Origin of the sequence: Campylobacter sp. FU_497 (assembly GCF_025772425.1) — a bacterium.
In the GTDB taxonomy this organism is placed as follows: Bacteria; Campylobacterota; Campylobacteria; order Campylobacterales; family Campylobacteraceae; genus Campylobacter_D; species Campylobacter_D lari_C.
In genome coordinates, this window is the sequence record NZ_JAKMSC010000005.1 from 56,813 (window position 1) to 83,418 (window position 26,606).

23 protein-coding genes and 4 tRNA genes are annotated in these 26,606 nt (G+C 30.5%); 8 read left to right on the forward strand and 19 right to left on the reverse strand.

All coding sequences use genetic code 11. From position 1 onward, the window contains the following. Positions 1-3: 3 nt before the first annotated feature. The 5 genes from L8W68_RS03515 to L8W68_RS03535 all read right to left on the reverse strand — a co-directional run bounded on the left by L8W68_RS03515 (position 4) and on the right by L8W68_RS03535 (position 5,646). Complete coding sequence (locus L8W68_RS03515) at positions 4-1,227, reverse strand: HD domain-containing protein (RefSeq protein ID WP_039629186.1); 1,224 nt, start codon at positions 1,225-1,227, stop codon at positions 4-6. Positions 1,228-1,387: 160 nt separating this feature from the next. Continuing rightward, entirely contained in the window at positions 1,388-1,996 is a 609-nt protein-coding gene (fic, locus tag L8W68_RS03520) for a protein adenylyltransferase Fic (protein ID WP_263675019.1), read from the reverse strand. 62 nt (positions 1,997-2,058) lie between these two features. Continuing rightward, positions 2,059-3,039, reverse strand: a complete 981-nt coding sequence (locus tag L8W68_RS03525) for an ABC transporter ATP-binding protein (RefSeq protein WP_263675020.1) — start codon at positions 3,037-3,039, stop codon at positions 2,059-2,061. Beyond that, on the reverse strand, positions 3,039-4,622 hold the full coding sequence (locus tag L8W68_RS03530) for an ABC transporter permease (RefSeq protein WP_263675021.1): 1,584 nt from the start codon (positions 4,620-4,622) through the stop codon (positions 3,039-3,041). Before L8W68_RS03530 ends, L8W68_RS03525 begins: the two co-directional genes overlap by 1 nt. Positions 4,623-4,641: 19 nt before the next feature. Beyond that, positions 4,642-5,646, reverse strand: a complete 1,005-nt coding sequence (locus tag L8W68_RS03535; protein ID WP_263675022.1) for an extracellular solute-binding protein — start codon at positions 5,644-5,646, stop codon at positions 4,642-4,644. A gap of 189 nt (positions 5,647-5,835) precedes the next feature. On the opposite strand from L8W68_RS03535, the gene cgb reads away from it, so the two are divergent. Next, positions 5,836-6,264, forward strand: a complete 429-nt coding sequence (cgb, locus tag L8W68_RS03540; RefSeq protein ID WP_115646334.1) for a single-domain globin Cgb — start codon at positions 5,836-5,838, stop codon at positions 6,262-6,264. A gap of 23 nt (positions 6,265-6,287) precedes the next feature. On the opposite strand, the gene L8W68_RS03545 is transcribed toward cgb, so the two are convergent. Then, positions 6,288-6,761 carry a GlcG/HbpS family heme-binding protein gene (locus L8W68_RS03545; RefSeq protein ID WP_039619439.1) on the reverse strand — a complete coding sequence of 158 codons (474 nt, stop codon included), beginning with the start codon at positions 6,759-6,761 and terminating at the stop codon, positions 6,288-6,290. Between the two features lie 9 nt (positions 6,762-6,770). Further along, positions 6,771-8,399: a multidrug ABC transporter permease/ATP-binding protein gene (locus tag L8W68_RS03550; protein WP_263675023.1), complete on the reverse strand. Its 1,629-nt coding sequence runs from the start codon at positions 8,397-8,399 to the stop codon at positions 6,771-6,773. A 164-nt stretch (positions 8,400-8,563) separates the two neighbouring features. On the opposite strand from L8W68_RS03550, the gene L8W68_RS03555 reads away from it, so the two are divergent. From L8W68_RS03555 to L8W68_RS03565, 3 genes are all read left to right on the forward strand, one after another. Then, entirely contained in the window at positions 8,564-12,187 is a 3,624-nt protein-coding gene (locus L8W68_RS03555) for a filamentous hemagglutinin N-terminal domain-containing protein (RefSeq protein WP_263675025.1), read from the forward strand. A gap of 333 nt (positions 12,188-12,520) precedes the next feature. Beyond that, positions 12,521-13,129 carry a ShlB/FhaC/HecB family hemolysin secretion/activation protein gene (locus L8W68_RS03560; RefSeq protein WP_412175554.1) on the forward strand — a complete coding sequence of 203 codons (609 nt, stop codon included), beginning with the start codon at positions 12,521-12,523 and terminating at the stop codon, positions 13,127-13,129. After that, positions 13,110-13,877 (forward strand): ShlB/FhaC/HecB family hemolysin secretion/activation protein, encoded by a 768-nt coding sequence (locus L8W68_RS03565; RefSeq protein WP_263675026.1) that lies wholly within the window; start codon positions 13,110-13,112, stop codon positions 13,875-13,877. The genes L8W68_RS03560 and L8W68_RS03565 overlap by 20 nt, the downstream gene beginning before the upstream one ends. Here L8W68_RS03565 and L8W68_RS03570 read toward each other — a convergent pair. Genes L8W68_RS03570 through L8W68_RS03600 form a run of 7 tightly spaced genes read right to left on the reverse strand, consistent with a single transcriptional unit; the run spans position 13,874 to position 20,275 of the window. Next, positions 13,874-14,446 carry a type II secretion system protein gene (locus L8W68_RS03570; RefSeq protein ID WP_039629196.1) on the reverse strand — a complete coding sequence of 191 codons (573 nt, stop codon included), beginning with the start codon at positions 14,444-14,446 and terminating at the stop codon, positions 13,874-13,876. The two genes, L8W68_RS03565 and L8W68_RS03570, sit on opposite strands and share 4 nt — an antisense overlap. Beyond that, the gene (tsaD, locus tag L8W68_RS03575) at positions 14,443-15,450 is read right to left on the reverse strand and encodes a tRNA (adenosine(37)-N6)-threonylcarbamoyltransferase complex transferase subunit TsaD (RefSeq protein ID WP_263675027.1); all 1,008 of its coding nucleotides are present in this window, start codon (positions 15,448-15,450) and stop codon (positions 14,443-14,445) included. Before tsaD ends, L8W68_RS03570 begins: the two co-directional genes overlap by 4 nt. Further along, positions 15,447-16,835 (reverse strand): M99 family carboxypeptidase catalytic domain-containing protein, encoded by a 1,389-nt coding sequence (locus L8W68_RS03580; protein WP_263675028.1) that lies wholly within the window; start codon positions 16,833-16,835, stop codon positions 15,447-15,449. Before L8W68_RS03580 ends, tsaD begins: the two co-directional genes overlap by 4 nt. Next, a complete protein-coding gene (gene dxr, locus L8W68_RS03585; RefSeq protein ID WP_263675029.1) occupies positions 16,832-17,911 on the reverse strand; it encodes a 1-deoxy-D-xylulose-5-phosphate reductoisomerase in 1,080 nt (359 codons plus the stop codon). The genes L8W68_RS03580 and dxr overlap by 4 nt, the downstream gene beginning before the upstream one ends. Beyond that, complete coding sequence (locus L8W68_RS03590; RefSeq protein ID WP_087700494.1) at positions 17,908-18,636, reverse strand: phosphatidate cytidylyltransferase; 729 nt, start codon at positions 18,634-18,636, stop codon at positions 17,908-17,910. Before L8W68_RS03590 ends, dxr begins: the two co-directional genes overlap by 4 nt. Positions 18,637-18,647: 11 nt before the next feature. Then, entirely contained in the window at positions 18,648-18,968 is a 321-nt protein-coding gene (locus L8W68_RS03595; RefSeq protein WP_263675030.1) for a hypothetical protein, read from the reverse strand. Positions 18,969-18,970: 2 nt separating this feature from the next. Continuing rightward, the gene (locus L8W68_RS03600; RefSeq protein ID WP_263675031.1) at positions 18,971-20,275 is read right to left on the reverse strand and encodes an NFACT RNA binding domain-containing protein; all 1,305 of its coding nucleotides are present in this window, start codon (positions 20,273-20,275) and stop codon (positions 18,971-18,973) included. Between the two features lie 41 nt (positions 20,276-20,316). Between L8W68_RS03600 and L8W68_RS03605 the strand changes: the two genes are divergently transcribed. Further along, a complete protein-coding gene (locus tag L8W68_RS03605) occupies positions 20,317-20,916 on the forward strand; it encodes a molybdenum cofactor guanylyltransferase (protein WP_263675032.1) in 600 nt (199 codons plus the stop codon). Continuing rightward, entirely contained in the window at positions 20,879-21,853 is a 975-nt protein-coding gene (locus L8W68_RS03610) for a phospholipase A (protein WP_263675033.1), read from the forward strand. Before L8W68_RS03605 ends, L8W68_RS03610 begins: the two co-directional genes overlap by 38 nt. Here the strand turns inward: L8W68_RS03610 and L8W68_RS03615 are convergent. Beyond that, positions 21,850-23,202 (reverse strand): Na+/H+ antiporter NhaC family protein, encoded by a 1,353-nt coding sequence (locus tag L8W68_RS03615; protein ID WP_263675034.1) that lies wholly within the window; start codon positions 23,200-23,202, stop codon positions 21,850-21,852. The two genes, L8W68_RS03610 and L8W68_RS03615, sit on opposite strands and share 4 nt — an antisense overlap. Before the next feature lie 134 nt (positions 23,203-23,336). Here L8W68_RS03615 and ilvD point away from each other — a divergent pair, with 134 nt between their 5' ends. Then, positions 23,337-25,013: a dihydroxy-acid dehydratase gene (gene ilvD / locus L8W68_RS03620; RefSeq protein ID WP_263675035.1), complete on the forward strand. Its 1,677-nt coding sequence runs from the start codon at positions 23,337-23,339 to the stop codon at positions 25,011-25,013. 76 nt (positions 25,014-25,089) lie between these two features. Here ilvD and L8W68_RS03625 read toward each other — a convergent pair. The 4 genes from L8W68_RS03625 to L8W68_RS03640 all read right to left on the reverse strand — a co-directional run bounded on the left by L8W68_RS03625 (position 25,090) and on the right by L8W68_RS03640 (position 25,476). Next, positions 25,090-25,177 (reverse strand) — tRNA-Ser (locus L8W68_RS03625). Positions 25,178-25,213: 36 nt separating this feature from the next. Beyond that, a tRNA-Cys gene (locus L8W68_RS03630) sits at positions 25,214-25,287 on the reverse strand. A gap of 16 nt (positions 25,288-25,303) precedes the next feature. Further along, positions 25,304-25,392: transfer RNA gene (locus L8W68_RS03635), tRNA-Leu, on the reverse strand. 9 nt (positions 25,393-25,401) lie between these two features. After that, positions 25,402-25,476 (reverse strand) — tRNA-Gly (locus tag L8W68_RS03640). Positions 25,477-25,640: 164 nt separating this feature from the next. Between L8W68_RS03640 and L8W68_RS03645 the strand changes: the two genes are divergently transcribed. Next, positions 25,641-26,606, forward strand: a 966-nt coding sequence (locus tag L8W68_RS03645) for a cache domain-containing protein (protein WP_263675036.1), incomplete at its 3' end; no start/stop codon positions are given.

Genomic DNA, 26,606 nt, shown 5'->3' on the forward strand with positions numbered 1-26,606 from the left:
TTTTTAAAGTTTAAAATACCCTTTAATATCCTCACAAATTCTAAAGAAATTTACCCCGTTAATAGTCGGATTTGTTTTAAAATACTCATACATTCCCACAAAACCACTTTCAAGCTCTTTAGACTTTACTCCATAGCTAATCGATAAAGCTGCTTCTATAAAAGCTGCTAATTTATCACAATACTTCAAAGCCTTTCCATCAATAGCCTTAAAACGATCCTCATTAACCGCATCTAAACTACCACTATAAACACTTGGTTTGTTATTAAAAATACGATTTTCAAATTCATTTTTTACAAAGGCACTTTCTTCATTTTGTCCTTCTCTAATACCAAGTATATAGCTAAATTCTTCTCTAAAAGATAGTGGTATAAAAGGTAAAATTTTCTCATTAATAAGCTTCATTTCATACTCATTGATGATTTCATTTAAACCATCTATGCCATATTTTACCGGAGAGATGATATCTCTAGTTAAACTTTCAGGCAAATCATGAAACAAAGCGCAATAAAAATTGCTTTCTATTCTACCATCGCATGCTTTTACTTCTAAAGAATAAAAATAAGACAAAATAGCCACCACAAGCATATGTCCTAAAACCGCAGTTTCAGGAATCCTTGGAGTTTGCGCCCATCTTTTTTGAAAACGCAAGCGTCCGCTTAGATCGATTATTTTAGAAATTTTTTGATTAAGAGCTATTTTTCTTGCACCGATTAATTCATAATAATCTTCTAATTCTTCTTCAACCTTAGCCTTAATCTCATCAATATCACTTAAAAACGAGCTAGTTTGATAAACTATATTAAACTCCCACCTTGTCGCAAAATACGAAGCAGCTTTTAAAATAAGCCTTTCTTTCGCATAATCTTTACCTTGTAAAAAAAGCTCATAGCGTTTTAAAAACTCACCATTTTCAATATCTTGAATCATCGGTGCGATTTTACTTAACACCCAAGCACTTACTTGCTCATTTTTTGCACGCGTTATTTCATGGTACACATCAGGGCGTATATCAGTCACTACTACCCTACTTAAAAACTCAAAAATCCCAGCTTCTATGATAAAGCGCATATTGACATCTTTTTCCATTTTAGCAATGAAATAAGCAATGATAAATTTATGCGCTTGTTTATCAAGCTCGACTAAATTTGTCATTCTAGGATAATCATTCCATCTTGATATAGAAGCTGCTTTAAAAATATGCTCTATTAATTCTACACTAATCATTTATTTCCTTTTTTTGCTGTGATTTTACTTTATTTTATAATCTTTAGCAAATTTTATTTTGATATTATGATTTAATGTTTTATTATTAAGTAATACAATAAGAAGAATTTGAGATTAACAAGCTTATGTCAATAAAAATTATAAAACTAGCTTTAAATCATCAAAAAAGCTCTTTTGTTTTATAGAGTGTATATCCTTCATAGTAATAGCTTGCGTCAATCCCTCTTGCAAAAATATTAAAACTATGAATATCATCACTCAAAGCATTTTGAAGTAAAATTTTTATCTCTACATCTTTAATAGGACTTCTTTGCATAGCCATTATATAATCATCTTTATCAATCAAACTCCAATCAACCACCTTTTTTAACTCTTTTTTAAGTATTAAATCAAGCCAAATTCTCATACTTCTGCCATTTCCTTCCCTAAAAGGATGAGCTACATTCATTTCTACATATTTTTCTACAATTTGTTCAAAGCAAGATTGCTCCATGAGTTCTATTTTTTTAATTGCTTCATGTAAATAAACAGCAGGAGCAAATCTAAAATTTCCTTTTGAAATATTTACCTCTCTTATTTTTCCTGCAAAATCATAAATATCTTCAAATAATTTTTGATGAATTATCCTTAAGCTTTCAAAACTTCCTGCTTTTAATGTATCTAAAAAACCACTTTCAAATAAAGCTTTTGCCTTTAGTTTGCTTATTCTTTCTTCTTCTTTGGCTAATTCTAGTTGATTTTTTATACCAAGTTTATTTGTAAGTATCATTTTAAACCTTTAAAGTTTATATTTTATAAGATATTTAATATAAACTTTATTAAATTTATGACTTAAAACTCTTTTGTTTCGTTTAACTTAAGATAAATTTCATCATTTTTACTAAGCTCTTTATGATGATAAATGCTAAAAATATGTCCTTCCAAACTCACATTTATTTCATAAAAATCCCCATAAAACACGCATTCTAAAACACTAGCTTTTAAAGGGGTTTGTGAAGTTGAAATTTGTATATCATTAGGGCGCAAAATGCCATTTTTACTTTGCAAATATGCTTTGAATTTCTCATCTAAAATTGTATTTGGATCTATAAAAAATGCCTCGCCCAAAAAGCAAGCACTATCTATATTTTTAGGCTTATAAAAAAGCTCTTTAGCGCTTCCATAGTCTAAAATTTTCCCATCCTTAATCAAAGCGATATTATCTGATAAATAAAAAGCATCATCTTTATCATGTGTGACAAAAATAGCACTAAGCTTATGTTCTTTCAAGATATTTTTGATTTCTTTGCGCATTTTAATGCTTAAAGTGTGATTTAAATTTGAAAAAGGTTCATCAAAAAGTATGATTTTTGGCCTCGCGACTATGGTTCTTGCTAGTGCTACTCTTTGGGCTTGCCCGCCGCTTAGCTCATTTGGATAGCGCTTTAAAAGTGTATTTAAATTTAAAATTTCTAAAACTTCATCAAGTCTTTGTTTTTGCTCATTTTTACTTAAAGAGCTTATACCAAAGCATATATTTTCTTCTACATTTAAGTGCGGAAACAAAGCATAATCTTGAAACAAAACTCCCACATCACGCTCTTGTGGGGCTAAATACACATTCTTAGAGGCAACTAGTTTACCCCCTATACAAATACTACCATCATTGATTTCAAAAAAACCTGCTATACAACCAAGCAAAGAACTCTTACCACAGCCACTTTCTCCCAAAATACTGACAATCTCGCCTTCTTTTAAGCTCAAAGAAATTCCTTTTAAAACCTCTGTTTTTCCAAAAGATTTGTAGAGATTGTCAATTTTTAAGATTTCCATTATTGTCCTTTTTGGTTGTTTTTATTTTGCAAATAATGCATTAAAAATGTAGGGATAATCCCAAATAACACTATAATCAAAGATGGCAAAGAAACATTGTAAATTAACTCATTTTCACTATAAGCAAATACAAGCGATGAAAGCGTTTGAAAACCTGAAGGTGAAAGTATAGTCGAAATAGGCAATTCTTTTAAAATATCCACACAAATAATCACCACAGCTAAAGCTAAATAATGCTTCATCAAAGGAAAATGAATTTGAGTGAAAATTTTAAATGGTTTTGATTTTAAGGTTAAATTTGCATAGTCTATATTTTTAGAAATTCGCTCATAGCCTGATTGAGTTGCAAAAATCCCTGAAGCTAAAAATCTCACAAAATACCCAAAAAACAACACCAAAAATCCACCACCTATGGCATATTCAAAAGATAAAAGATCAAAAATATAATTTAACACACCCAAAATCACTAAAATTCCCACAGCCACCACAGCTCCAGGTAAAGAATACCCCAAAGTCGTAAGCCAAAGAATGATTTTAGAAGCTTTTGTATCATTTAAACGCACCACAAAACACAAATAAAATGCCACTCCCACAATAGCAAAAGAACTCACCAAAGCCACACTAAGGCTATAAAATGCAGGTGTTAAGACATTGCTTAAATTTTGCATAAAATCAAACCCAGCCCAATAAACAAGCCATATAATAGGCACGACAAAAGCTAAAAATGCCACCAAAAAGCACCATAAAAAGGCTAAGAATGCCTTTAAGCCTTTTAACTCATCTTTTGGAGTAGGTAAAAATACATTTTGATTAAAGCCTTTTTTACCTCTTTGAATTTTTTCTAAAAGCATTAAAAGTGCAATAAACACGAGCAAAGCCACGCTTAAAGCCACAGCACTCACTTCATCACCGCCACTTCCCCATGTTCTAAAAATTCCTGCACTAAAAGTATCTACACCAAAATACGCCACCAAGCCATAATCACTCAAAACCTCCATAGCCACTAACAGCAAAGCACCCACTATACCCACACGGCAAAATGGCAAAATCACTTTAAAAAATGTTTTTAAATTAGAAGCCTTAAGTGTTTTAGCACTTAAAATGATATTTCCAAGTCCATAAGCAAAAGTATTTTTAGCAAAAAAATACACATAAGGATAAAGTGCAAAAGATAAAATCACAATCACACCATATGCATTCATGATATCTATACGCCTATCAACACCTAAAAGCGTGGGAATTAAGCCTTGAAATTCAAACAAATCAATCCAAACAAAACCCATCACATAAGAAGGTATTGCCAAAGGTAAAATCAAAAACCATTCAAAAAATTTCGAGCCAAAAAATTTATAAAAAGCTATCAAATAAGCACTAACTAAACCTATAATCAAACACAGCACTAAAGTACCAAACAATATAAAAGCACTACCAAAAATATATCGTGGCAATACATTTTTACTCAAATGTTTTAAGGTGTTAATATCTATAAAAGGAAGGTGTAAGATAATAGCAAGTATAGGCAGTATGATTAAACTACAGAAAAAAAAGGTGGCAAAAGACCACCTTAGACTTAAAAATTTCAAATTTTATTTTTCCTTAAAATTATTTCCATTGAACTTCATCAAAAATCATTAAAGCTTCTTTAGCATTACCCCAGTAAGCTTCAAAATTTGGTTTTTCGATTTTAAACTCGCCCCATGATTGTAAAATTTTAGCAGGTTTTACTTCTTTATTTACCGGATACTCATAGTTTTGGTTTGTTAAAATTTCTTGTGCTTCTTTTGAAAGCATAAACTCGATAAATTTAACAGCAGCTTCTTTATTTTTAGAAGTTTTTAAAACACCTATACCACTTACATTGATATGCGTTCCTCTATCATCTTGGTTTGGAAAAATCACTTTTACTGAATTTGCAGCTTCAACATCTTTAGGATTTTTTGAATTTGCCAAGTGTCCTAGATAATAACTATTTGATATAGCTACATCGCCTTCTTTTGCATAGATTGCACGAATTTGATCACGGTCCCCACCTTTTGGAGTGCGTGCAAGATTATTTGCTATGCCTTGCGCCCATTCTTTTGCTTTTTCTTTACCCAAAGTATCAATCATTGCACTTAGCAAAGAGATATTATAAACATTATTTGAACTTCTTACTAAAACTTTACCTTTAAATTTAGGATCAGTTAAATCCTCATAAGTTTTAATCTCTCCATCTTTAATTCTATCTTTAGAAGCGATGATGATTCTTGCTCTTGTTGTAAAAGCATACCATTCGTTGTTTTTACCTCTTAATTCTTTTGGAGAAAGTTTTTCTAACTCAGGTGAGCTAACTGATACAAAAAGATTATTTGTGCGAACTTGTTCTAAATTTCCCGCATCAGCAGTCATAAACAAATCTGCCTTTGAATTTTTACCTTCAACTTCTAATCTTTTAGCAAGCTCATTAGCTTTAGCTTGCACCACATTTACGCTAATGCCTGTTTTTTCTTGAAATAATTTGAAAATTCCTTTATCAGAATCATAATGACGATGAGAATAAATCGTAAGCTCTTGAGCGCTTAAACTCATAGCAGCTAGTAAAGATAGTAAAACTACTTTTGCTTTCATTTTATAAAATTCCTTAATTTAAATTTTGAAATTGATAAGGATTATTATATTAATAATTCACTTTATATTTACTTAAATTGATACACATAATCATTTTAAAATAAAATAATACAAAATTAACATAAATCAAGATATTTTTTCTCTTATTTTTATATAATCACCAAAAATACAATATACAAAGGAGAAAAAATGACACAAGAACAAATTCAAATCATCAAAGATTGTGTGCCGGTTTTACAAAAAAATGGCGAAGTTTTAACTAAAGAATTTTATAAAATCATGTTTGAAGAATATCCTGAAGTAAAGCCTATGTTTAATATGGAAAAACAAGCTTCAGGAGAGCAACCAAAAGCTTTAGCAATGGCTATTTTAATAGCAGCAAAAAATGTAGAAAATTTAGAAAATATGAGAAGCTTTGTTGATAAAGTAGCTATCACTCATACAAAATTAAATGTCAAAGAAGAACATTACCCTATAGTAGGTACTTGTCTTTTAAAGGCTATTAAAGTAGTATTAAATGCAGATGAAACTACATTAAAAGCTTGGGAGGAAGCTTACAAAGCTATCGCACAATTTTACATAGACATTGAAAAAGAAATTTATGCAAAAGCTAAGTAATCATAGGCTTTGATTTTCAAAGCCTATTTTAAAAACGCTATCCCTGCTTTAGCTATTTTTACATCCTCATCTAAGTGTGCTCCACCCACACCTATACCACCAACAACAACTCCATCTATAAAAATCGGCACCCCACCAGGCATAATGGAAAACTTATCATCTAAATAACGAATATCCTCAGGTATTTTACCCTCTTTTACACCTTTAAAAATAACTGCTGTTTCTCTTTTTTGTGAAGTGGCTGTGTAAGCTTTTTTATAACTAGCATTAAGCGTATGTACACCCGCTTTATCATCTCTTAAAACCGCTAAAATTTGACCGGATTTATCTACTATGGTAATACTTACATGAAAGCCATTTTTTCTTGCTTCTTTCTTTGCAAGCTCCAAAATCCCTTCAACCATTTGTGTAGTTAGCACAGGCTCTTTTACAAGCTCAAAAGATTTTGCCATCAAACTTACTCCTAAAAATACACATAAAATAAGTAATTTTTTCATTTTTTTCCTTTAAAATTTTTCTACTGCATTTTTTGCTAATTCTTTTATATCGCCTTTTAATTCACAAATTTGACCATTTTGTGCGAGTAAAATTCTATCAGCCATATCAAAATACACATCATCATGAGTTATAGCAAATATAGTAATACCTTTTTGCTTTAAAAGTGGCAAAAGTTTAGTATAAAAAAACTTCCTAAACATAGGATCTTGATCAGCAGCCCACTCATCTAAAACCAAAATATCTCTTTTTTCAAGCAAAGCATTAAGCATAGCTAGACGCTTTTTTTGTCCAGCTGAGAGCTTTATAGTGCTAAAAGTATTTTCTACAAGCTCTACTTTTTCATTAAGTTCTAAAATTTCAAGCCAGTATACTAAGTCCTCTTTGCTAAATTTTTCATCTTCTAAAACATGCTCAAACAAATGAAAATCACTAAAAATCGCACTAATTAAACTTCTATACTCATACATATTTTCCGAAGTTACTTTTTCATCATCTAAAAAAATGCTTCCTTTAAAATCTGTAAAAAGCCCTGCTAAAATCATAGAAAAAGTAGATTTACCGCTACCATTTTTACCTATTAAAAATACACATTCGCCTTTTTTAAGCTCAAAATTTACAGGTTTTAGTGCAAATTTTTCATTGTATGCAAAAGATACATCTTTAAAAGAAAGTTTTTGCCAAGTTTTTTTATTTTGACTGAGTTTAAACTCATGAGAATAATTTTCTAAATTTAAATTTGAAATTTTATCTAAAGCGATTTTTGCCATCATAAGCGTAGGAAAACTTCCTATCATAGCTCCAAGTGGCGCTCTTAAAAAAAGCACACTTAAAGCAATAGTCGTAGCACTTTGCAAACTAGCAAGCTCATAATTTAAAGCTATATAAAACTCCACTCCTACTAAAGCTAGCATGGCACTATTGCTCCAGTTGTTAGATAAAATATGCAAGATATTTCCCATAGTGGAGCTTTTTTTCTTTTTCAGAGCATTTTTTTCAAACTCATTTTCATAATAATACTTTGCTCTTAAAGGATTTAAGGTTAATTCCTTATGTCCTTGTAAAATATTTTGATAGTTTTTTTGCAAAGCATCATCATTTTCTCTAGCATTTTTAAAATAAAAATACACCCTACTCATCAAAAAATTATCCACCAAAAAAACACACACTATCCACGCTAAACACAAAAAGAAAATTTCTAAAGAAAGATAAGCTATATAAGCACTTACACAAATAATCAAAACACTTGATTGTATAAATTCAGGAAGCCTTAAAAGCCCAAAAGAAATACTACGCACATCATTATTCAAAGAAGCTAAAATTTTTGCTTTAGTAGTGTTTAAAATACTCAAAACACTTGTATCTAAAATTTGCTTTACAACCCTTCTTTGCATTTTAAAAATAAAACTTTGCCCAAACGAACTTAGAGCAATTTCTACAAAAGAAGAACTCGCAAAAAATACAAGCAATAAAAGCACAAAATACACGATAATATTTGAGTTTTCAAGGCTAGTTTTTAATAAAAACTCATTAATAAAAACCAAAGTCAATACACCTAGTAAGCTTGTAAAAATACTAAAAAGCAAAAAAAGAATGATTTTTAACTTGCTTTCTTTAAATAAAAAAATTAAAAATTTCATTTAATCTAAACCTTAACTCTAAAAGCAAATTATATAACAAAAATATACATAATAAATTATTTATATTGTTTATGTTTATTTGTTTTTATTTAACTATAAATAAATTTTGCTATAATATATTTGAAAATTACATATTGATATTAATAATTATTTAAGGATAGCTGATGTCTAGTTTTTCTAACCATATTCTTTTATCTGGTATTGTTATTTCTATCTTATTTGATCAAAGTCTAGCGCTACCCAGTGGTGGTAAATTTACACATGGAACTAGTGGTTCTATTAGCATAAATGATAATCATATGAATATCCACGGAAATGGGCAAAATTCTGTAATACAATGGGGGGGGGGATTTAGCATAGGTAAAAACGAAAGTGTAAATTTTAATGGCTCTAACAAAAACTACCTAAACATTGCTCATGGTACAAATAAATCCACCATAGAAGGTTTATTAAATGCAAGTGGCAATAATGTCTTTTTAATCAATCCTAATGGAGTAATCGTAACTAAAACAGGAACTATCAATGCTAATCGCTTTGTAGCTTCAACCTCATCAATAAGTTCTGATGAAATGCAAAAATTTGCAAATGGAAAAACAAACACCATACAATCACCCATTATAAAATTAGATAAAAACAATGGTAATGTAGTCAATATGGGAAATATTAACGCTGAAGAAGTTGTCTTTATAGGAAATAAAATTTTATTAAATTCAAATATTAAAAATTCAAATGATTTATTAACTAAAATCAACTCAAAAAACATCAAACTTATAGGAAACGAAATAGACATTGATGCATCAAATATAAACGCAAATTCTTTATCAAAATTAGAAGTAAGCGCTAAAGAAAGAGGTTCTATATATTTAAATGCTAGTGGATATTACTACGATCCTAATTCTTTTGCAGTTTTTGATAAACTTAAACAAACTGATTTTCAAAATATAAAACATAATAATAGCTCCTTTAACATATATGATTTTGTAGGAATATCATCAGATGTTGATTGGTGGCATTTTGCCAAAGGTTGGAATGAAAATAAAAAAGATTTTAGAAATACAGCTACTGAATACAGACTAACAAATGATATAGATTTTAAAGGAAAAAACTATGCAAATTACTGTATAGAAGGATATGGTTGCACCAATATGATAGTAGGATATAAAGATCCTATTTACAATGATGATTGGGAAATTATAGAAGATAATAGCTTTTATAATAAAATTTTTGACGGACAAAATTTTGCTTTAAAAAATATATTCATAGATACAAATGTATTATCAGATTCTTTAAGATATGTTGGTATATTTGGAAATGCCAATGGTTCTGAATTTAAAAATATAATAATTGATTATAACGATAATTCTATTCTATCAAACTCAATGTATACTGGAGGTTTTATAGGATATGCAAGTGGTGGCAGTAAATTTGAAAATATAGAGTTAAAAAATATCTCTAAAATCTCTACACAAAATAAAAACAACCTCTACGCAGGAGGTTTTATAGGATATGTTAATGGTGCTAACTTTAACAAGATTGATATAAAATCAATAAGAGAAATCAGCGGTATTAGCCTTGAAAATAGATCACATATTGGAGGTTTTGTAGGTGGAATTAACAATGGAAAATTTGAAAATATAAACATATCACAAATAAATAAAATTATTAATGATAAAACAACAAAAGCAACATATACAGGTGGTTTTGCCGGAGAAGTATGGGGAGGAAAATTTAGCAATATCGATATAAGACAAATTGATGAAATTAATGGAGGTTTTGTTACAGGTGGTTTTTCAGGTAATATAGGCTATGCTGATCTTGAAAATATAAATTTAGATATAAACAACATAACCTCCACTTTTACTACTTTACGCCATACTTATGCTGGCGGATTTGTAGGAAGTATTGATTCTGGTGATACTTATTTTAAAAACATCAATGTGCGTGTTAAAAATGTAAAAAGCATTAGTCAAGATAACAAAGATGGCTCGTTGGAAGAAGATTTTTTTGATACAGGAAATGCTTATGCTGGCGGGTTTGTAGGTTTTGCTAATGGAGGTGTTTTTGATAATATTAGCATAGAAGCTGAAAAAATAGAAAGCATTAATAATAACTCCATGGAAGGCACTCGTGCTGCAAGCGGTGGTTTTGCAGGAAAAATAGAAGGATATAGAAGTGATAATTTATCTCTTTCAAATATCACAATAAAAAATATTGACACTATTTCAGGCAAGATTGAAAAAGACAAAAGCGGAATGGTGAATGTTGGAGGTTTTGCAGGATGGATTCAAAAAGAAGGCAAGGGAAGTTTTTCTGACATAAGCATATATGATATAAAAAATATACAAGCTTATGGACAAAAAGACTTTGCCAATGCTGCTGGGTTTATCGGATATATTGAAGGGCGTTCAATGTTTCAAAAATTTAATTTAGATTTTAAAAATATATATTTATTTTTTGAAAATGACGCTCAAATACAATCTTTTGCAAGTGATGGTAAAAATTTAAGTGGAAAATTTATTAGTGCCTATAACGATAAAAATGTAAATTTAGCTTTTAAGAATATACATATTTATCATCATGAAAATGATTTTAATGATGTTTTTAGCGACTTAAAATTATGGAAAGATATGAAAATTAATATTCATACCTATAATGATGATAATAAAAATTTAAAATTTGAAGATTTTTTAAGTAAAGATAATACAATAGCAAGACCTATTATAGAACTACCAAAAAAACCAGATTTTTCAAATAAAATAGAAATTAATTACCCAAATATAGACAATATCATACAAGAAGAAGCCATCCTTGGTAAAGATGATTTATATGAAGATGTCATCAAAAATGAAATTCTAGCAGATCTTATCAATCAGCATTATAAAATATATATTGATGTTTTATTGGATATGTTAGCAGAAAAAGATTATAATCTAATGACAGAAGATGAAAAAGTAGATTTTGTAGCAAAATACTTCATCAAAGATACGGCAAATAATAAATCACAAGCCTTGAAGATAGTTCAAAGTTTAGATTTTATAATGGCTTATCAAAACAACGGATTAAATAATGCAAATGATGATAAATTTGAAGAAGGTGTAAAAGATTTTTATCAAAACAATATAAAATCAAATATAGACAAAACAATTGAGAAAAAAATAAGTATATTAGAAATTCTAAAAGGAGAGTTAAAAGATATAGTTTTAAATTCACAACAACTTCTAAAAGAATTGGAAAATATAAAATTACAACTTCAAATAGCAGAAAAATCTTATAATGACTATATAAAAAACAATTCTTCACTAGATCCTAATAAGCTAGCTCAATTACTTAAAAATATCAATATGCTAGAAAAACAACAAGAAACAATAGCTTCCAAATTAGGATTAGCAGAAATTAAAAATAAAATAGAATATCAACACAATAAAGGTAGTTTTTTAATAATGGGAGATTATCAATATGACTTATATAAACCTATTTTAGAAAGCATTGATCTAACACCTAGTATTCCGGTTGAACCTGATTTGCCTTGGACTGATCTAACACCTAGTATTCCTAGCATTCCTACACTAGAAAACAATCAAGCAAAATCAAGTCTAAACAATAATCAAAACTATCCTGCAATGATTAATGACAATATTGCTAATTTATTTTTATTTAATTCTTTAGGAGATGATTTAGTTAAAGATGAAATAATAATCAAAGAAATCGGGGAACTTGATATAGAAGCTCGTAAAAAAACTTGTATTGTAAGCGATGGGTTTAAAGCTATGAACCCTTGTGCTAATTAAAGAAAGTTAAATGCATAAGATTATTGTTTGCACTTTAATCTTAGCATGCGCTTTACGAGCTACAAATGATATATAAAAATAATAGAATTATCCCCTGATAGAAATATACCACAAAACAAAGCTTTAAAAGAAAATTTAAAAACCGAACAAAATTATGAAAAATTTCAAGATGCTAGAGAAATCATAAATACACACCAAGAACATTATGAAAAAGAAATACTTACTCACTATAATTTTCACATCACAAACAAAGGAATTGATTTTGAAAATTTAGGAATTGAAGAAGAGGAATTACATAATCTCATATTAAATTATGAACAGAAAAAATTTAATATCCAAGATTTGCAAGATGTATCAAATATTGTTGCTTATTATTTTCAAATTAATGGCTATCCTGCAGCAACAGTGTTTATTCCACAACAAAATTTTGAAGATGGCGATATAGAACTAAACATTGCTTTAGGGGTATTTGGAAAACACATAATAGAAAACAAAACCTCGATCAAAGATCATTTCATAAAAGATAAATTAGATAAAAAACTTAAAGGTAGAATCATCTCCACTAAATTAATAGAAGATAGCGCATATAAAGTCAATGAAATGTATGGGGTACAAACCCTAGCAGGTTTACAAGCAGGAGAGAATGTAGGAGAAACTGATGTAGTTATAGAAGTAATTCCTGATACCAAGGCTAATGTATTATTATATGCTGATAATTATGGTATTGAAAGTTCTGGTAAATATAGAATAGGCATCAGCATGGGATTTAATTCCATACTTAATATGGGAGATTATTATAATTTTTACTTACAATCAAGCAATGAAAAACAAATCAACTATGGAGCTAGTTATACTTTCTTTTTAGGAAATTTAAAAATCACTCCAAGTGTATCAAAAGGAAATTATTCCTTGGGAGAAGATTATGAAAATGCCGGATTTTAGTGGTACTTCTAGAAATTTCGGTATAGACTTTTCTTATCCTGTATGGATTAATACTAATTCATCTTTATACTTTACTTCAAGTATTTATCATAAAATACTTAGTGATACAAGTGCAGGATTTTTAACTTTTAATAAGCATTCTAATGTAGGTAGCATAGGTTTAGAAGGTTTATTTAGAAATTTTCATAACACTTTTATTTATAGTACCAAAATTAACCTAGGCAAGGTCTATGACGATGGGGTTAATTTTTTAGGTACTAATTATAAAAATAATAGTAAAGGCTTTGGTTGGTTTAGAAAACTCAATGCTAGTGTGAATAATTATTATAGTATTAATGAGTATATTACTCATACTTTAAATATAAACTATCAAAAGGTATTAGGGAATTTTGAATTAGATTCTTCTGAGAGTTCATCTTTAGGTGGAGCTTATGGAGTAAGAGCTTATGATAATGGAGAAGGTGATGGAGATAATACCATAGTAGCTAACTTTGGTATAAGAATAAATATACCAAATACGAATTTTTATTTTACTCCTTTTTATGATGTAGGTTATGCTTGGTATGAAAAAGATTCAGGGGATAGATTAGCAGATGAGCATTTTTTAGATGCAGTAGGTTTACAAGTACTTTATAATAAAGCTAATGAGTATTATATAAAGCTTGATGCAGCTAGAGCATTACATCAATATAAATACGATGATGATCATAGAATGAAATTATATTTAAGTGGTGGGGTGTATTTTTAACTACCACTTAGAAAATACACTCTAGTAGCTAAATCTTTAAAAGCTTTAGAGTGGATTAGACCTTGACAAGCTTTGGATTTTGAAGTGCTTGCAAATTCACTTTGGCTAAAAGCATTTAAAGCTTCATCTAGTTGAGTTTTTATACTTTGATTTTTAGGATCTTTCAAAGCTTGATTTTTTAAATCTGCTATATTTTGGGCTTTGCTTTTTTGAGCATTATCTACTATAAGCGCTAAAAGCAAAATGCTTTCTTTATCCACAAAAAGCACCTTAAAACACTGTTCATCATTTCCCACGCTAAAATCAAGTTCTTTGGTGGAATTTTGCAAAGTTGATAAATCTTCATTTTTTATATTTGCTACATTACTCATCAAAGCTATACTTGAAAGACTTTCATTTTTTAACACATAAGAACTTATATCATTTATAAAAATTTTTAAATTTCCTAAAGCTTGAGCTGTGCTTGCTTCATCTTTACTTGTGCTAAATTTTGGCAGAGCAACTGCTGCTAAAACCCCAAGTATAATCACCACAAACACAAGCTCTATAATAGTAAAAGCTTTTTTCATAATACACCTTGTAAGTTTTTTACTTTAGGGCTTATAAGATCATCTTCAACACTTACAAATTCTTTACGCTCATAAGCCTCACAAGCTGCCCTTGCTATCATCAAAGCATTGTCTGAGCAATACTCAAGTGGAGCTAGCAAAAGCTCACATTGATAGTTTTGGCATAAACGCTCTATTTGACTTCTTAAGCTTAAATTTGCACTAGCTCCACCCACTATGCCAAAACGCTTAAATTTATACTCTTTAAAAATTTTTTCTAGCTTGTTTAAAATATGCGCTATGGCTGCTTTTTGAAAAGCAAAGGCAATTTTACTTTTACGCTCCAAACTTAATTCTTCTTTTAAAATTTCCAAACGCACTTGGTTTTTAAGCCCTGAAAAACTATAAGCTAAATCTTTTGAATGAAGCAAAGGTATGCTAAATTCTAAATCACTTTCTTTTACATTTTTAGCTAAATTTTCTATGATAGCCCCACCAGGATAACCAAGTCCCATCATCTTAGCTACTTTATCAAAACTTTCTCCAAAGCTATCATCATTTGTTCTTGCTATTTCTGTGATTTTACCTTGCTTATCGATAAAAAGTACCATAGTATGCCCACCACTTACAAGCAATACACCCATATCAAAACTAGCTTTTTTATCTAAAAACATAGAATAAATATGCCCTTTTAGATGATTAATCTCAATGAGCGGTAAATTTAAACTAACAGCAAGCATTTTAGCCATAGCTACCCCACCTATCAAACTCACACTAAGACCAGGTTCATTTGTAACTGCTATGGCGCAAAGTTTATCAAAGTATTTTTGGCATCTTTTTAAAATCTTAGGTAAAGCTTCACTATGTAATCTTGCGGCAAGCTCGGGCACCACCCCTCCATAAGCACTATGAGCATTTTCTTGAGAAATCTTTGTATGAAAAATGCATTCAAAGCTGTTTTTATCTATGATAGCAATAGAACTATCATCACACGAGCTTTCTATAGCAAGGATTAGGCTTTTCATTGAAATTCCACTAAAATCATACCGATAAATTTGTCTTTTTCTTCTGCTTTTTCTATGGCTTTTGCAGGTATGTTTGCTTTTTTGATTTCTTTAAAATTTGTCTTTTTTTCTAAGGCTTGATCGGCTAAATTTGCATTCTTTAGCTCATAAAATTCCACTCTATAAATTTTTCTTTTTTTATCTAAAGAATAACGACTTTGCATTTGATTTTTACTTATCTCTATACCGCTTTCATCATTACCCCTATCAAAACCTATGACATTAACCCTTACACCTACAATAGAAGGAATTTTAAAGCTATTTTTTACCATGATTTTTTGAGCAAAATTTGTTTGTATATTTTTTCCATCTACTATCATTTCAACGCTTTCTAAGGCATTTGAAAATTCAAAATATTCAGGATACAATCTAGTTTGCAAGCGATTGCCGTAATTGACTGAGTATGAATTAGCATTTGAAATCACTGCTGTAATTTCATTGCTTGCTTCATAATTTAAAGCTTGGTTGGTGGGAAAAGGTAAAAAATTCACTCTATTAGCGGGTTTGTCAAGATAAAGTAAAATTTTATCATTAAAAAGTCTTACTTCCAAAGGCTTTTCAATGGCTCTATAAACCCCATTTGGAGTTAGATCAAAAGTTCTTTGAAATTCTATATTTGCCTTTTTTAGATAATACTCCACCGCCAAAAGATGATAATACACTCTTAAATGTGTTGGTAAATTTTTACTCGCTTCATTAGCAAAGGCTGCTTTGTGATTTGACACTACAAAATAAGTTAAAGCCTTTAGCATATCTTTGTCATTGCTTTCTTGGGTTTTGGTGTTTTTTAAATGATATTGATGTTCTTCTTTTACTAAGGCTTTATTGATATTTTCTACCGCTTCTTTAGCTATGCTTTCTAAGTCTGCATATTTTGTAGAATTTACCTCACTTTGATCAATAATGCTAGTGTTACCCCAGCGGTTTGGATTTTTATCTTTGCTTTCATATTGAGGTCTATAAAAACCACTTCCATCGTGCAAATTTATGACCATATTAACTTCAGGGTCTAAAATAAGCTTTTTTATACGCTCTATGGTGTGAAAATCAGGATCACTTTCATCTATATGGGCAAATTTTCTATTTAAATCTCCAAAATTTCCCCTATTTCTAGCGATAATACTTTCAAAAGCCAAATTTGGCGCAACGATAATTTTACCTTTAGTGATATTATAATCACTCAAAAGCAAGCTAGCTGCATGAAACCCACCTGGCTCATCTCCTTGTATGCCTCCAAGGATTAAAACTGTGTTATTATCATCTAAACTTTTTCCATTTTCTTTCACACTAAATTCTAAAGCAAAAACTGCATTTATAAAAATCAAAATACTTAAAAAATATCTCACTTCATTTCCTTATCTAAATAAAGCCTTACTTGTTTATCGTACTCAAAAACATCTTCAATTTGGTTAATCTTTGGCACACCAAAATGATCTAATGCTTTAAAAATTCCTTTAGCTATGTCTAAAAACTGTGCTTTTTGGGCTAAAAATTGATACACCATATACTCATTTGCACTATTTATAATCACACCCAAATCAGGCTCTTTCAAAAGTTCATCTTTGAGTGAAAATATAGGATATTTTTTTAAACTAATTTTTTCAAATTTTAAACTTGGTATAGCTAATAAATCTAAATTTTCTATAAAGCTTTGATCATGCTCATCTAAAATCGCTTGAGCTATAGACAAACGCATATTTGCATGAGAAAAATACGCACTTATACCACCGTCTTTAAACTCGCACAAAGCATGCACTAAAGATTTTCTTTCTATCAAAGCATCTATTTGCTTAATACCATAAAGATGATAAGCTTCGATGATTTCAAAAAGCTTATTGCACATACTAGCACTATCTATGGTGATCTTAGCTCCCATGCTCCAGTTGGGGTGCTTAAGGGCTTCTTTTACGCTGACATTTTTTAAATCTTTGATTTTATAATTATAAAAGGCCCCGCCACTTGCTGTGATGAAAAGTTTTTTAATGTCTTTTCTTTTATCTATCAAACACTTTAGTGCTGCGTGTTCGCTATCTATAGCTTTAATCTTAGAAGTGTCAAAAAATTTTCCTGCTACTACTAGGCTTTCTTTATTTGCCAAGGCTAAGGTTTTACCAAGCTTTTGTGCCATAAGACTTGAGTTTAACCCTGCAAAACCTACTATAGCATTTACCACCAAAGAGCTTTTACACTCAGCTATCATCGCTTTTAAGCCCTCTTGACCACAAAAAATCTTATCATGATCAACCAAGGTTTTATCTTTTTCATCTTGTATACATACAAATTTAGGCTTAAAAAGAGCTATTTGCTCATTTAAAAGCTTGATATTTTTACCACAAGATAAGGCTTCTATGCTTATGTTTTTTTCTTTAGCAATAAAAAGAGTATTAACCCCTATACTTCCTGTGCTTCCAAGTACGATCATACTAAAGTTGCCATTGCAAATGCTGCAATGATAACAGCATCAATTCTATCTAAAACTCCCCCATGTCCTGGGATTAAATTACCACTATCTTTAATGCCTGCTTGTCTTTTAAAATAGCTCTCAAGCAAATCCCCTATCACAGCAAAAATAGCTACGATTAAAGATATATAAATACTTTTTACTAAGCTAAATTCAAAAGAACCTATAATAGTTCCTAAAATCCCTGCACAAACTATGCCACCTACAACCCCTTCTAAAGTTTTATTTGGGCTTGTTGGAGAAAAAGCTCTCTCGCCAATTAGCTTTCCTATAAAATACGCCCCACTATCACAAGCAACGACAATCACTATAAGCCAAAATAATACAAACATACCCTCATAGCTTAATACTTGATAAAGCATTAAAATAGGTAAAGTAGGATATATATAAGGCATAAGCTCATTTAAATTTTCACTTTTTTTATAAACTAAATATCCCAAAATCAAAATCAAAGCCATAAGACCTATAAAGAAAGGTTTATCTAAAAATGCTCCTATTGCAAAAATACACAAAGCCACAAAAGCACTTGCGTGTTTGCTTTTAAACATAGCTTTTGCTTCATTAAATGCCAAAAACAATAAAACACCAAAAATAGCAAAATTAATCAAAAAATTATCCACTAAAGCAACAACAGCTATCACAGCTATCATCACAATAGCACTAAGAATTCTTGTCTTTGAAAACATTTTTATCCTTTCTATATACTTAAATCAAGCAAATGAGAGCTTTTTTTAACTACTTCTTGCTCTTTTTGTTCATCTTCATCATCTTGCTCTTGTTCTTGATGATGTTTAGAATGCTTCTTTTCTTCCTCTTGTCTTTCTTTTACTTCATCGCTTACTTCGTGAGTTTGATTGACTTTTTCAAGTTTTTCAACTGTTTTTTCTTTTGCTTGAAACTCACTCATATTCACTAAAGTCGCAAAAGAATCTTTTGCTAGCTCATTGCTTACTTGTGCTGAATGTACCGGTGCATTTTGGTTAGCATAATTAACGCCACCTATGGGACTTATAGGCATATTCACTCCTTTAAAATGCTTATAGTCTTATAATTTGTATAATTTACAAAAGCCTTTTCTCTAACCTTAACAAAATTCTTACTCGTATAATCGACCAAATAAGCTCCAGAGCTTAGCTTGGAAAATTCCACACAAAGTTTTGCTGCAAATTCTAGCACTAATTGACTTATTTTTAATTTATTTGAAGTAATGATCACATGCGCACTAGGATAATCTTTTACATGCAACCAAATATCATCTTTTTTAGCTATTTTTAACAAGTATTCATTAGCTTTTTCATTGCGTCCTACGCTGATTTTAAACTCATCAAAATAAAAGCTACTAACTCCTGCATTCAACTCTTCTTTTTTGGTTTTTTTACTTTTTTTAGGCATTAAAACTTCTAATTCTCGCAAAGAAGTGCTTTTGGTGATTAAATCTTTTAAATTGATTAAAAAATCAAGTTTTTCACTTAAAATTTCTCTTTCTATATTGATATTTTTAGCCTTTTGTTTTAGCTTTTTAGCCATTTTGTAAAATTCATTCGCACTGTTTTTAGGTGTATCTTCGAGTTTAAAAGCAAGTTCATTTGCACTAAAATCTTGCAAAATAAATTCTCTTTGATAATCTTTTAAAGAATTTAAATTAGCAAATAAAACATCTGCTTTTTGGCTTAATTCTTGAGCTTTTTTTAACAAATTACTTTCTTGCTCTAAATTTTCTATACTCTCTTTAAGAGTAAAGATTTTTTTATCTACATTTAAAAGTTTATTTTCTTTTATATCTTTTAAACGATCTTGTTGTAACTTTTTAGCACTTTCTTTAAAATACGCATTAAAATCATCAATCTTTACAAACTTTTCTTTGATCTCATAAGCTTTTAAAGCTTGGAGTTTTTCGCCTATTTTTACAATACGGTAGCTTTTATCTATATGGCGCAAAGCTTCTATGATAATATCATTAGTATCTGTGATGATTACATTAGTGTTTTTTCCTGTAAATTCAAAATAAATCTTAGCTCCATAAGCTTTGTAAGATTTTTCTGATAAAACTTCAAAAGATAAAATTCTATTATTTTCTAATACTTCTAAATTTAAAATCTTTGCGTTTGAAAAGTATTTTTTTAACATAAAATCAAAAGGTGCGTTATAAGCTTTTGCTTGGAGTTTATCTTGGTAAATTCCACTTTTTCCGCGTGTTAAATCTAGTATAAAAGCTTGATGATCTAAGCTAAGCTCTAAGATATTATCATCAAGGCGTTTGAGATAATTTAATCTTTGAAATTGTTTAAAATAATCTTTTATTTGTATTAAATCTGTATATTTCATAAATGTATTATAAAATATTTTGATGAATTTATGAGGTTTTTATGAGTGAAAAAATTCCCTATCCTTGTGTGATTTTATGTGGCGGAAAGTCTTCACGCATGGGAGAAGATAAAAGCTTATTGCAAGTAGATGATAAAAACTTGACTCTTTATCAATATGAAAAGATGTCAAAAATTTTTAATCAAGTTTTTATTAGCAGTAAAAAAGATAAATTTCATCAAAAAAACTTAGCACTTATTTTAGATGAGGATTTAAATAACTACTCTCCACTCATTGCCTTAAATTCCATACTTAAACATTTTAAAAACACCTATGTATTTATCCTTAGTGTAGATACTCCAAATATAAGTAAAGAAAGTATTTATAAGCTTTTTCATCATCTAAAATCACAAAACATACTCTTAGCAAGCACAAAAAAACACAAGCATTATTTATGTGGATTTTATCATAGTAGAAATTTTGAAAAAACTTTGCAATTTTTACAAGAAAATAACCACAAATTAGCTCTTTTTTGTGATACAATGAAAGCAGAATTTATAGAGTTTGAAAATGAAAATGAGTTTATAAATTTAAATTATTTAAACGAATACAAAAAGTGGCTTCATGAAAAGGACAATTCTACCCATACTATGCGCTTTTAGTGCTTTAGCAAATGAGGATTTAATCAATCAAGCCTTAGAATATGAAAGGCAAGGTAAGTACAAAAAAGCTATGCAAATTTATAAAAGCTTAGCTTTAAAAGATACAGCAAAAACAAAAAATTTAGAACTTTCTCTTAATAATGAGCAAAATACAGCAAAAGAACATAAAATAGATGATTTTAACCCAAGAAGCGAAGCTTTGGCAAATTATCTTGGCACAGAAAAATCATATAATCCTTTTGGTATTAGCACGCATAATCTTAGCTATTTTATGCCTATTTCTTATAGTTTTAGCAAAAGAGATTATAAAAGCACTGAAACTAAATTTCAAGTAAGTCTTAAAAAAACTCTTTTTGAAAATCTTTTGGGTTTAAATGAAAGTTACAACATAGGCTATACACAAATTTCGTGGTGGCAACTTTATGAGCATTCATCGCCTTTTAGAGAGACTAATTATTTGCCTGAATTTTTCATCAATTTTCCTATAAGCGGGCATGGAGCTTTTGAAAATTTAAAAAATGTACGCGTTGGTTTATTACACGAATCAAACGGGCAAGATGATCCAAAATCAAGATCTTGGAATAGAATTTATCTAAGCAATGCGTGGTTTTTTGGGGACTTTGTGTTCATACCTAGAGTTTGGCTAAGAATTCCTGAAAAAAGCTCAGAGGATGATAATCCTGATATAGAAAAATATTTGGGCAATTTTGATATCAATCTTGCTTATACTCAAGATGATTATTTTATCAATATCTTATGGCGTAATAATTTAAATTTTGCTAATAACCGCGGCGCAGTGGAAATAAGCGGAGCTTATAAAATTTCTAACAATGGCTTGTATATTTACACTCAGTATTTTAATGGTTATGGTGAGAGTCTTATTGAGTATAATAAATCTTCAAGCAGACTCTCAAGCGGAATTTTGCTAATGTATTAAAGCAAACAAAATGCTATAACACTACCTAAAATAAGTAAAGAGCCATTAAAACATAAAAAGGTTGGTATGCAAGTATCTTTGATGTGATCACCTTGCTTATCTGCATTAAGCCCTACACTCACTCCCAAAGTCGTTTCACTAGCAGGCGATCCTGCATCACCTAAAGCTCCAGCAACACCGATGATAAAAATAATTGCAGCAGGTGAAAAACCAAGCTCTATACATATAGGACAAAATAAAGCAGCGATGATAGGAATAGTCCCAAAAGAACTACCTATGCCTATGGTGATTAAAAGACCTATGGCTAGCATGATAAAAATAGCTAAAAAGTGACTTTGTTCCATAAAAGGCACGCTTGTTTTTACAAGCTCAGCTATACCCCCACTTTGTTTTAAAACCTCTCCATATCCTGAAGCAACAAGCATTACAAAGGCTATATAACCCATAATCTTAAGCCCATCATCAAAAACTAGATTAACTTTATTATACTCTACTCCACCTAAAACCACCATCAATACAAAACCCAAAAGCCCTGATAAAGGTAAATTGTGCGTTAAAATTTGCAAAATCAAAGTCAGCAAAAGACCAGCTAAAACGCCCCATTCTTTTTTACTCATTTTTAAATTTTCAAAATCCATTTTGGCAATTTGTTCTTCTTGATATTCTCTTGGTTTAGCATAAAATACAAACACAGCCAAAAACAAGCCAACTAGCATACAAATAGCCGCAAAAGCCATAGTTTGAGAAACTTCTCCTAGGCTAATTTGCACTCCATTTGAATTTAAATTATCCACAAGTAAGGTTTGAAAAATAAGCCCAAATCCCAAAGGTACCACCATATAAGGAGTTGTAAGTCCAAAAGTTAGTGCACAAGCTATGGCTCTACGGTCTATTTTTAATTTATTAAAAAGCTTTAACAAAGGTGGGATCAATAAAGGCACAAAAGCCACGTGGATAGGGATTAAATTTTGTGAAAAACAAGCAATAAATGCCAAAGAAAGTATAAGTAAGTATTTTTTATGTGAAATATAATGCGAAACTATTTTAATCAAATATGCTGTTAAATTAGTTTTTGATATAGCAGCAGCCACCGCTCCAAGTAAAATATAACTTAGTGCTGTTTGTAAATTTCCTTGCATACCGTCAATTAAAACTTTCATAGAATCCATCATAGCTTGTGGAAGTTGAGTAAAAAACTCCATCAAGGTTAAATGCTCTACATTCATAAATTTAGACCAAACACCCACAAAAAGCCCAGAAAGCAAAACACTAAGCAAAACATTAAACCTAAAAAAACACAAAAGCGTCATTAATACAACGCCTATAAATACTGGATTAGTTAAAAGCATTACATTCCTTAAATCAAAATAATTTCACATTTTAAATAATTTTCTTTAAAATACCATTTAAGTTTAAAAAATTTAAGCAAAAATTGCAAAATAAAAGCATAAAATGATAGTTTTTACTTTAAAAAAGGATACAAATGAGAAGTGACGCGATCAAAAAAGGACATTTAAAAGCACCCAATCGCTCTTTGCTTAGAGCATGTGGCTTAAATGATGAGGATTTTAACAAGCCTTTTATAGGTGTGGCAAATAGCTATATAGATATCATCCCGGGGCATTTTTTCTTAAATGAATATGCAAAAATCATTAAAGATGAAATTCGCAAAAATGGTTGCATTCCTTTTGAATTTAACACCATAGGTGTTGATGATGGCATAGCTATGGGGCATGATGGTATGCTTTATTCTTTACCAAGTCGTGAAATCATTGCAAACTCTATTGAAACAGTGATGAACGCACACCAACTTGATGCGCTAATTTGTATCCCAAATTGTGACAAAATCACTCCAGGTATGCTCATGGGGGCTTTAAGAGTTAATGTGCCGACTATTTTTGTGAGTGGTGGGCCTATGCGAGCAGGAGTAAATAAACATGGAGAAAAAATCAGCCTAAGTTCTGTTTTTGAAGCAGTGGGAGCATATGAGGCTAAAAAAATCGATGAAGATGATTTAAAAGATATAGAATGCAAGGCCTGTCCTAGCGGTGGATCTTGCTCGGGTATGTTTACTGCAAATTCTATGAATACTTTATGTGAAGCTATGGGCATAGCGCTAGAAGGAAATGGAACTATTTTAGCACTTAGTAAAGAAAGAGAAGAGCTTTTAAGAAAGGCTGCACGTAGAATTTGTGAGATTGCCCTAGATGAGCGTTTTAAAATTCGTAATATCATCACTAAAAAGTCCATTAACAATGCTTTAGTTGTTGATATGGCTATGGGTGGAAGCTCAAATACTATCTTACATATGCTTGCCATTGCTTATGAAGCAGGTGTAAATTTAGATATAAAAGAACTCAATCACATCAGTGCTAATGTAGCTCATATAGCTAAAATCGCCCCATCTTTAAATACTGTTTATATGGAAGATATACATAAAGCAGGTGGGGTAAGTGCAGTAATGGCTGAAATAGCTAAAAAACCAGGCCATATTTTAGAACTTGATACTCTAGATATTAGTGGAAAAACTTTAAAAGAACGCATTGAGAATGCTAGCATTAAAGATGAAAATATTATAAGAAAAATAGACAATGCCTATTCAAATGTAGGTGGGCTTGCTATACTTTTTGGGAATTTAGCCAAGCAAGGCTGTGTGATAAAAACTGCAGGTATTATGGGTGAGCGTAAATTCAAAGGAAAAGCGGTTTGTTTTAACTCTCAAGAAGAAGCTATCAAAGGCATTATAAAAGGTAAAGTTAAAGAAGGCGATGTATGCGTAATACGCTATGAAGGGCCAAAAGGAGGACCCGGTATGCAAGAAATGCTTAGTCCAACTTCATTGCTCACAGGTATGGGACTTGGTGCTAAAGTTGCACTTATAACAGATGGTCGTTTTAGTGGAGCTACAAGAGGACTTAGTATAGGTCACATTTCTCCTGAAGCTGCCGAAGGTGGGCTTATAGCGCTTTTAGAAGATGGCGATGAAATAGAGATTAATGTAGATACTTACAGTATCAATGCAAATTTAACCCAAGATGAAATTACCAAACGCAAAGCAAACTTTAAAATGCCAAATAAACAAGTAAATTCAAGATGGCTTAAAATGTATCAAAAGCTTGTAAGCAATGCTAGCAAGGGTGGAGTTTTAGATTTAGAATAATTTTCTTAATTTCTTTAAGAAATTAAGAAATATCTTTTTAAATGTGAAAACAAAAATATGAAAAATTATGTTAAAGTGGCCGGGAGAAAGGGATTCGAACCCCTGGAGGTGTGACCCTCAACGGTTTTCAAGACCGCCGCTTTCGACCACTCAGCCATCTCCCGTATAAAGAATAAAAATATCAAGTATTAACATCGCATTGGAGGCGACATCCGGATTCGAACCGGAGATCAAGGCTTTGCAGGCCCATGCCTTACCGCTTGGCTATGTCGCCTTGAGTTACCAAAAAGTGGTGCCCGAGGCCGGACTTGAACCGGCACGGAAGAAAAATTCCGAGGGATTTTAAGTCCCTTGTGTCTACCAATTCCACCACCCGGGCGGGTGATAATGGAGCGGGAAACGAGATTCGAACTCGCGACCCCAACCTTGGCAAGGTTGTGCTCTACCCCTGAGCTATTCCCGCTTAAAAAATGATAAGTTGAAATTATACAGATAAAAACTTAAATTTAAATAAAAAAATACCTACTTACTATAAAATCTCACTTAAAAACAGCAATAGTTTTATTTTTTTATAATTTTTTTAGCAGTAAAATACACGATTAAAAATTTATGACAAGGAGTATCCAAATGTTTAAATTTAACAGTTTATCAAATAAACTGACTATGATAGCTTGTTTTTTAATAGCTATTATATTAATAGTTGTTAATATAATCAACTATTATCAATCCAAAGAAAGCACTAGCTACTATCTAGAAGAAATCCAAAAGAAAACTATGTTTGATGTCAATTCAGCATATAATATATATTCTGGTGCAAAAAGAGATGCTATACAATCTATCGTAAAGTTTGTAGAAAAAAATCCAAGAGTTGATAGCGCAGAATTATTTGATGTACTAGAAACAGTAAAAGAGGCCGCTGGGTTTAATGTAGTATATCTTGGATTTAACAATGATGGAAAATTATACCAGTCTAATAGAATTGTTAGAAGTCCGGAAGAAACAGGATTTGATGCAAGAACAAGATCTTGGTATCAAGAAGCTAAAACAGCAGGAAAACTTGTAGTATCTGATCCTTATAAAAGCATAGAAGATGATTCAATAACAGTTTCTTATACTGCTCCAATCTTTGTTAATGGCAAACTTTTAGCGGTAGTTGGTGGAGACTACAATCTTCATACTTTCGCAAAAGATGTACTTGTAATGGGTCATTCACAAAGCTCTTATGCTGCGGTTTACGATAAAGAAGGTATGGTAATATTCCATGAAGACAAAGATAGAATGCTTACTAAAAACGATTTAAGTATCAACATAGCTAATGCCGTTAAAGCTGATCCTGATTTGATTGATCCAACTAAACAAGAAACTTTATTCTATGCTAAAGATGGAGCAGGTAAAACTCAAGTTATTACTTGTAATCAAACTTTAAATCCTAAGTACATAGTTTGTTCTATTACAGATGAATCTGTATATACTGATGCAGTTAATAAAGTTTTATTCCAGCAAGTTATTATTGCATTAATAGCTATAGTTATAGCTTTACTTTTAGTAAGATTTGCTATTATTAAAAACTTAAAACCTATTGCAGTTATTACT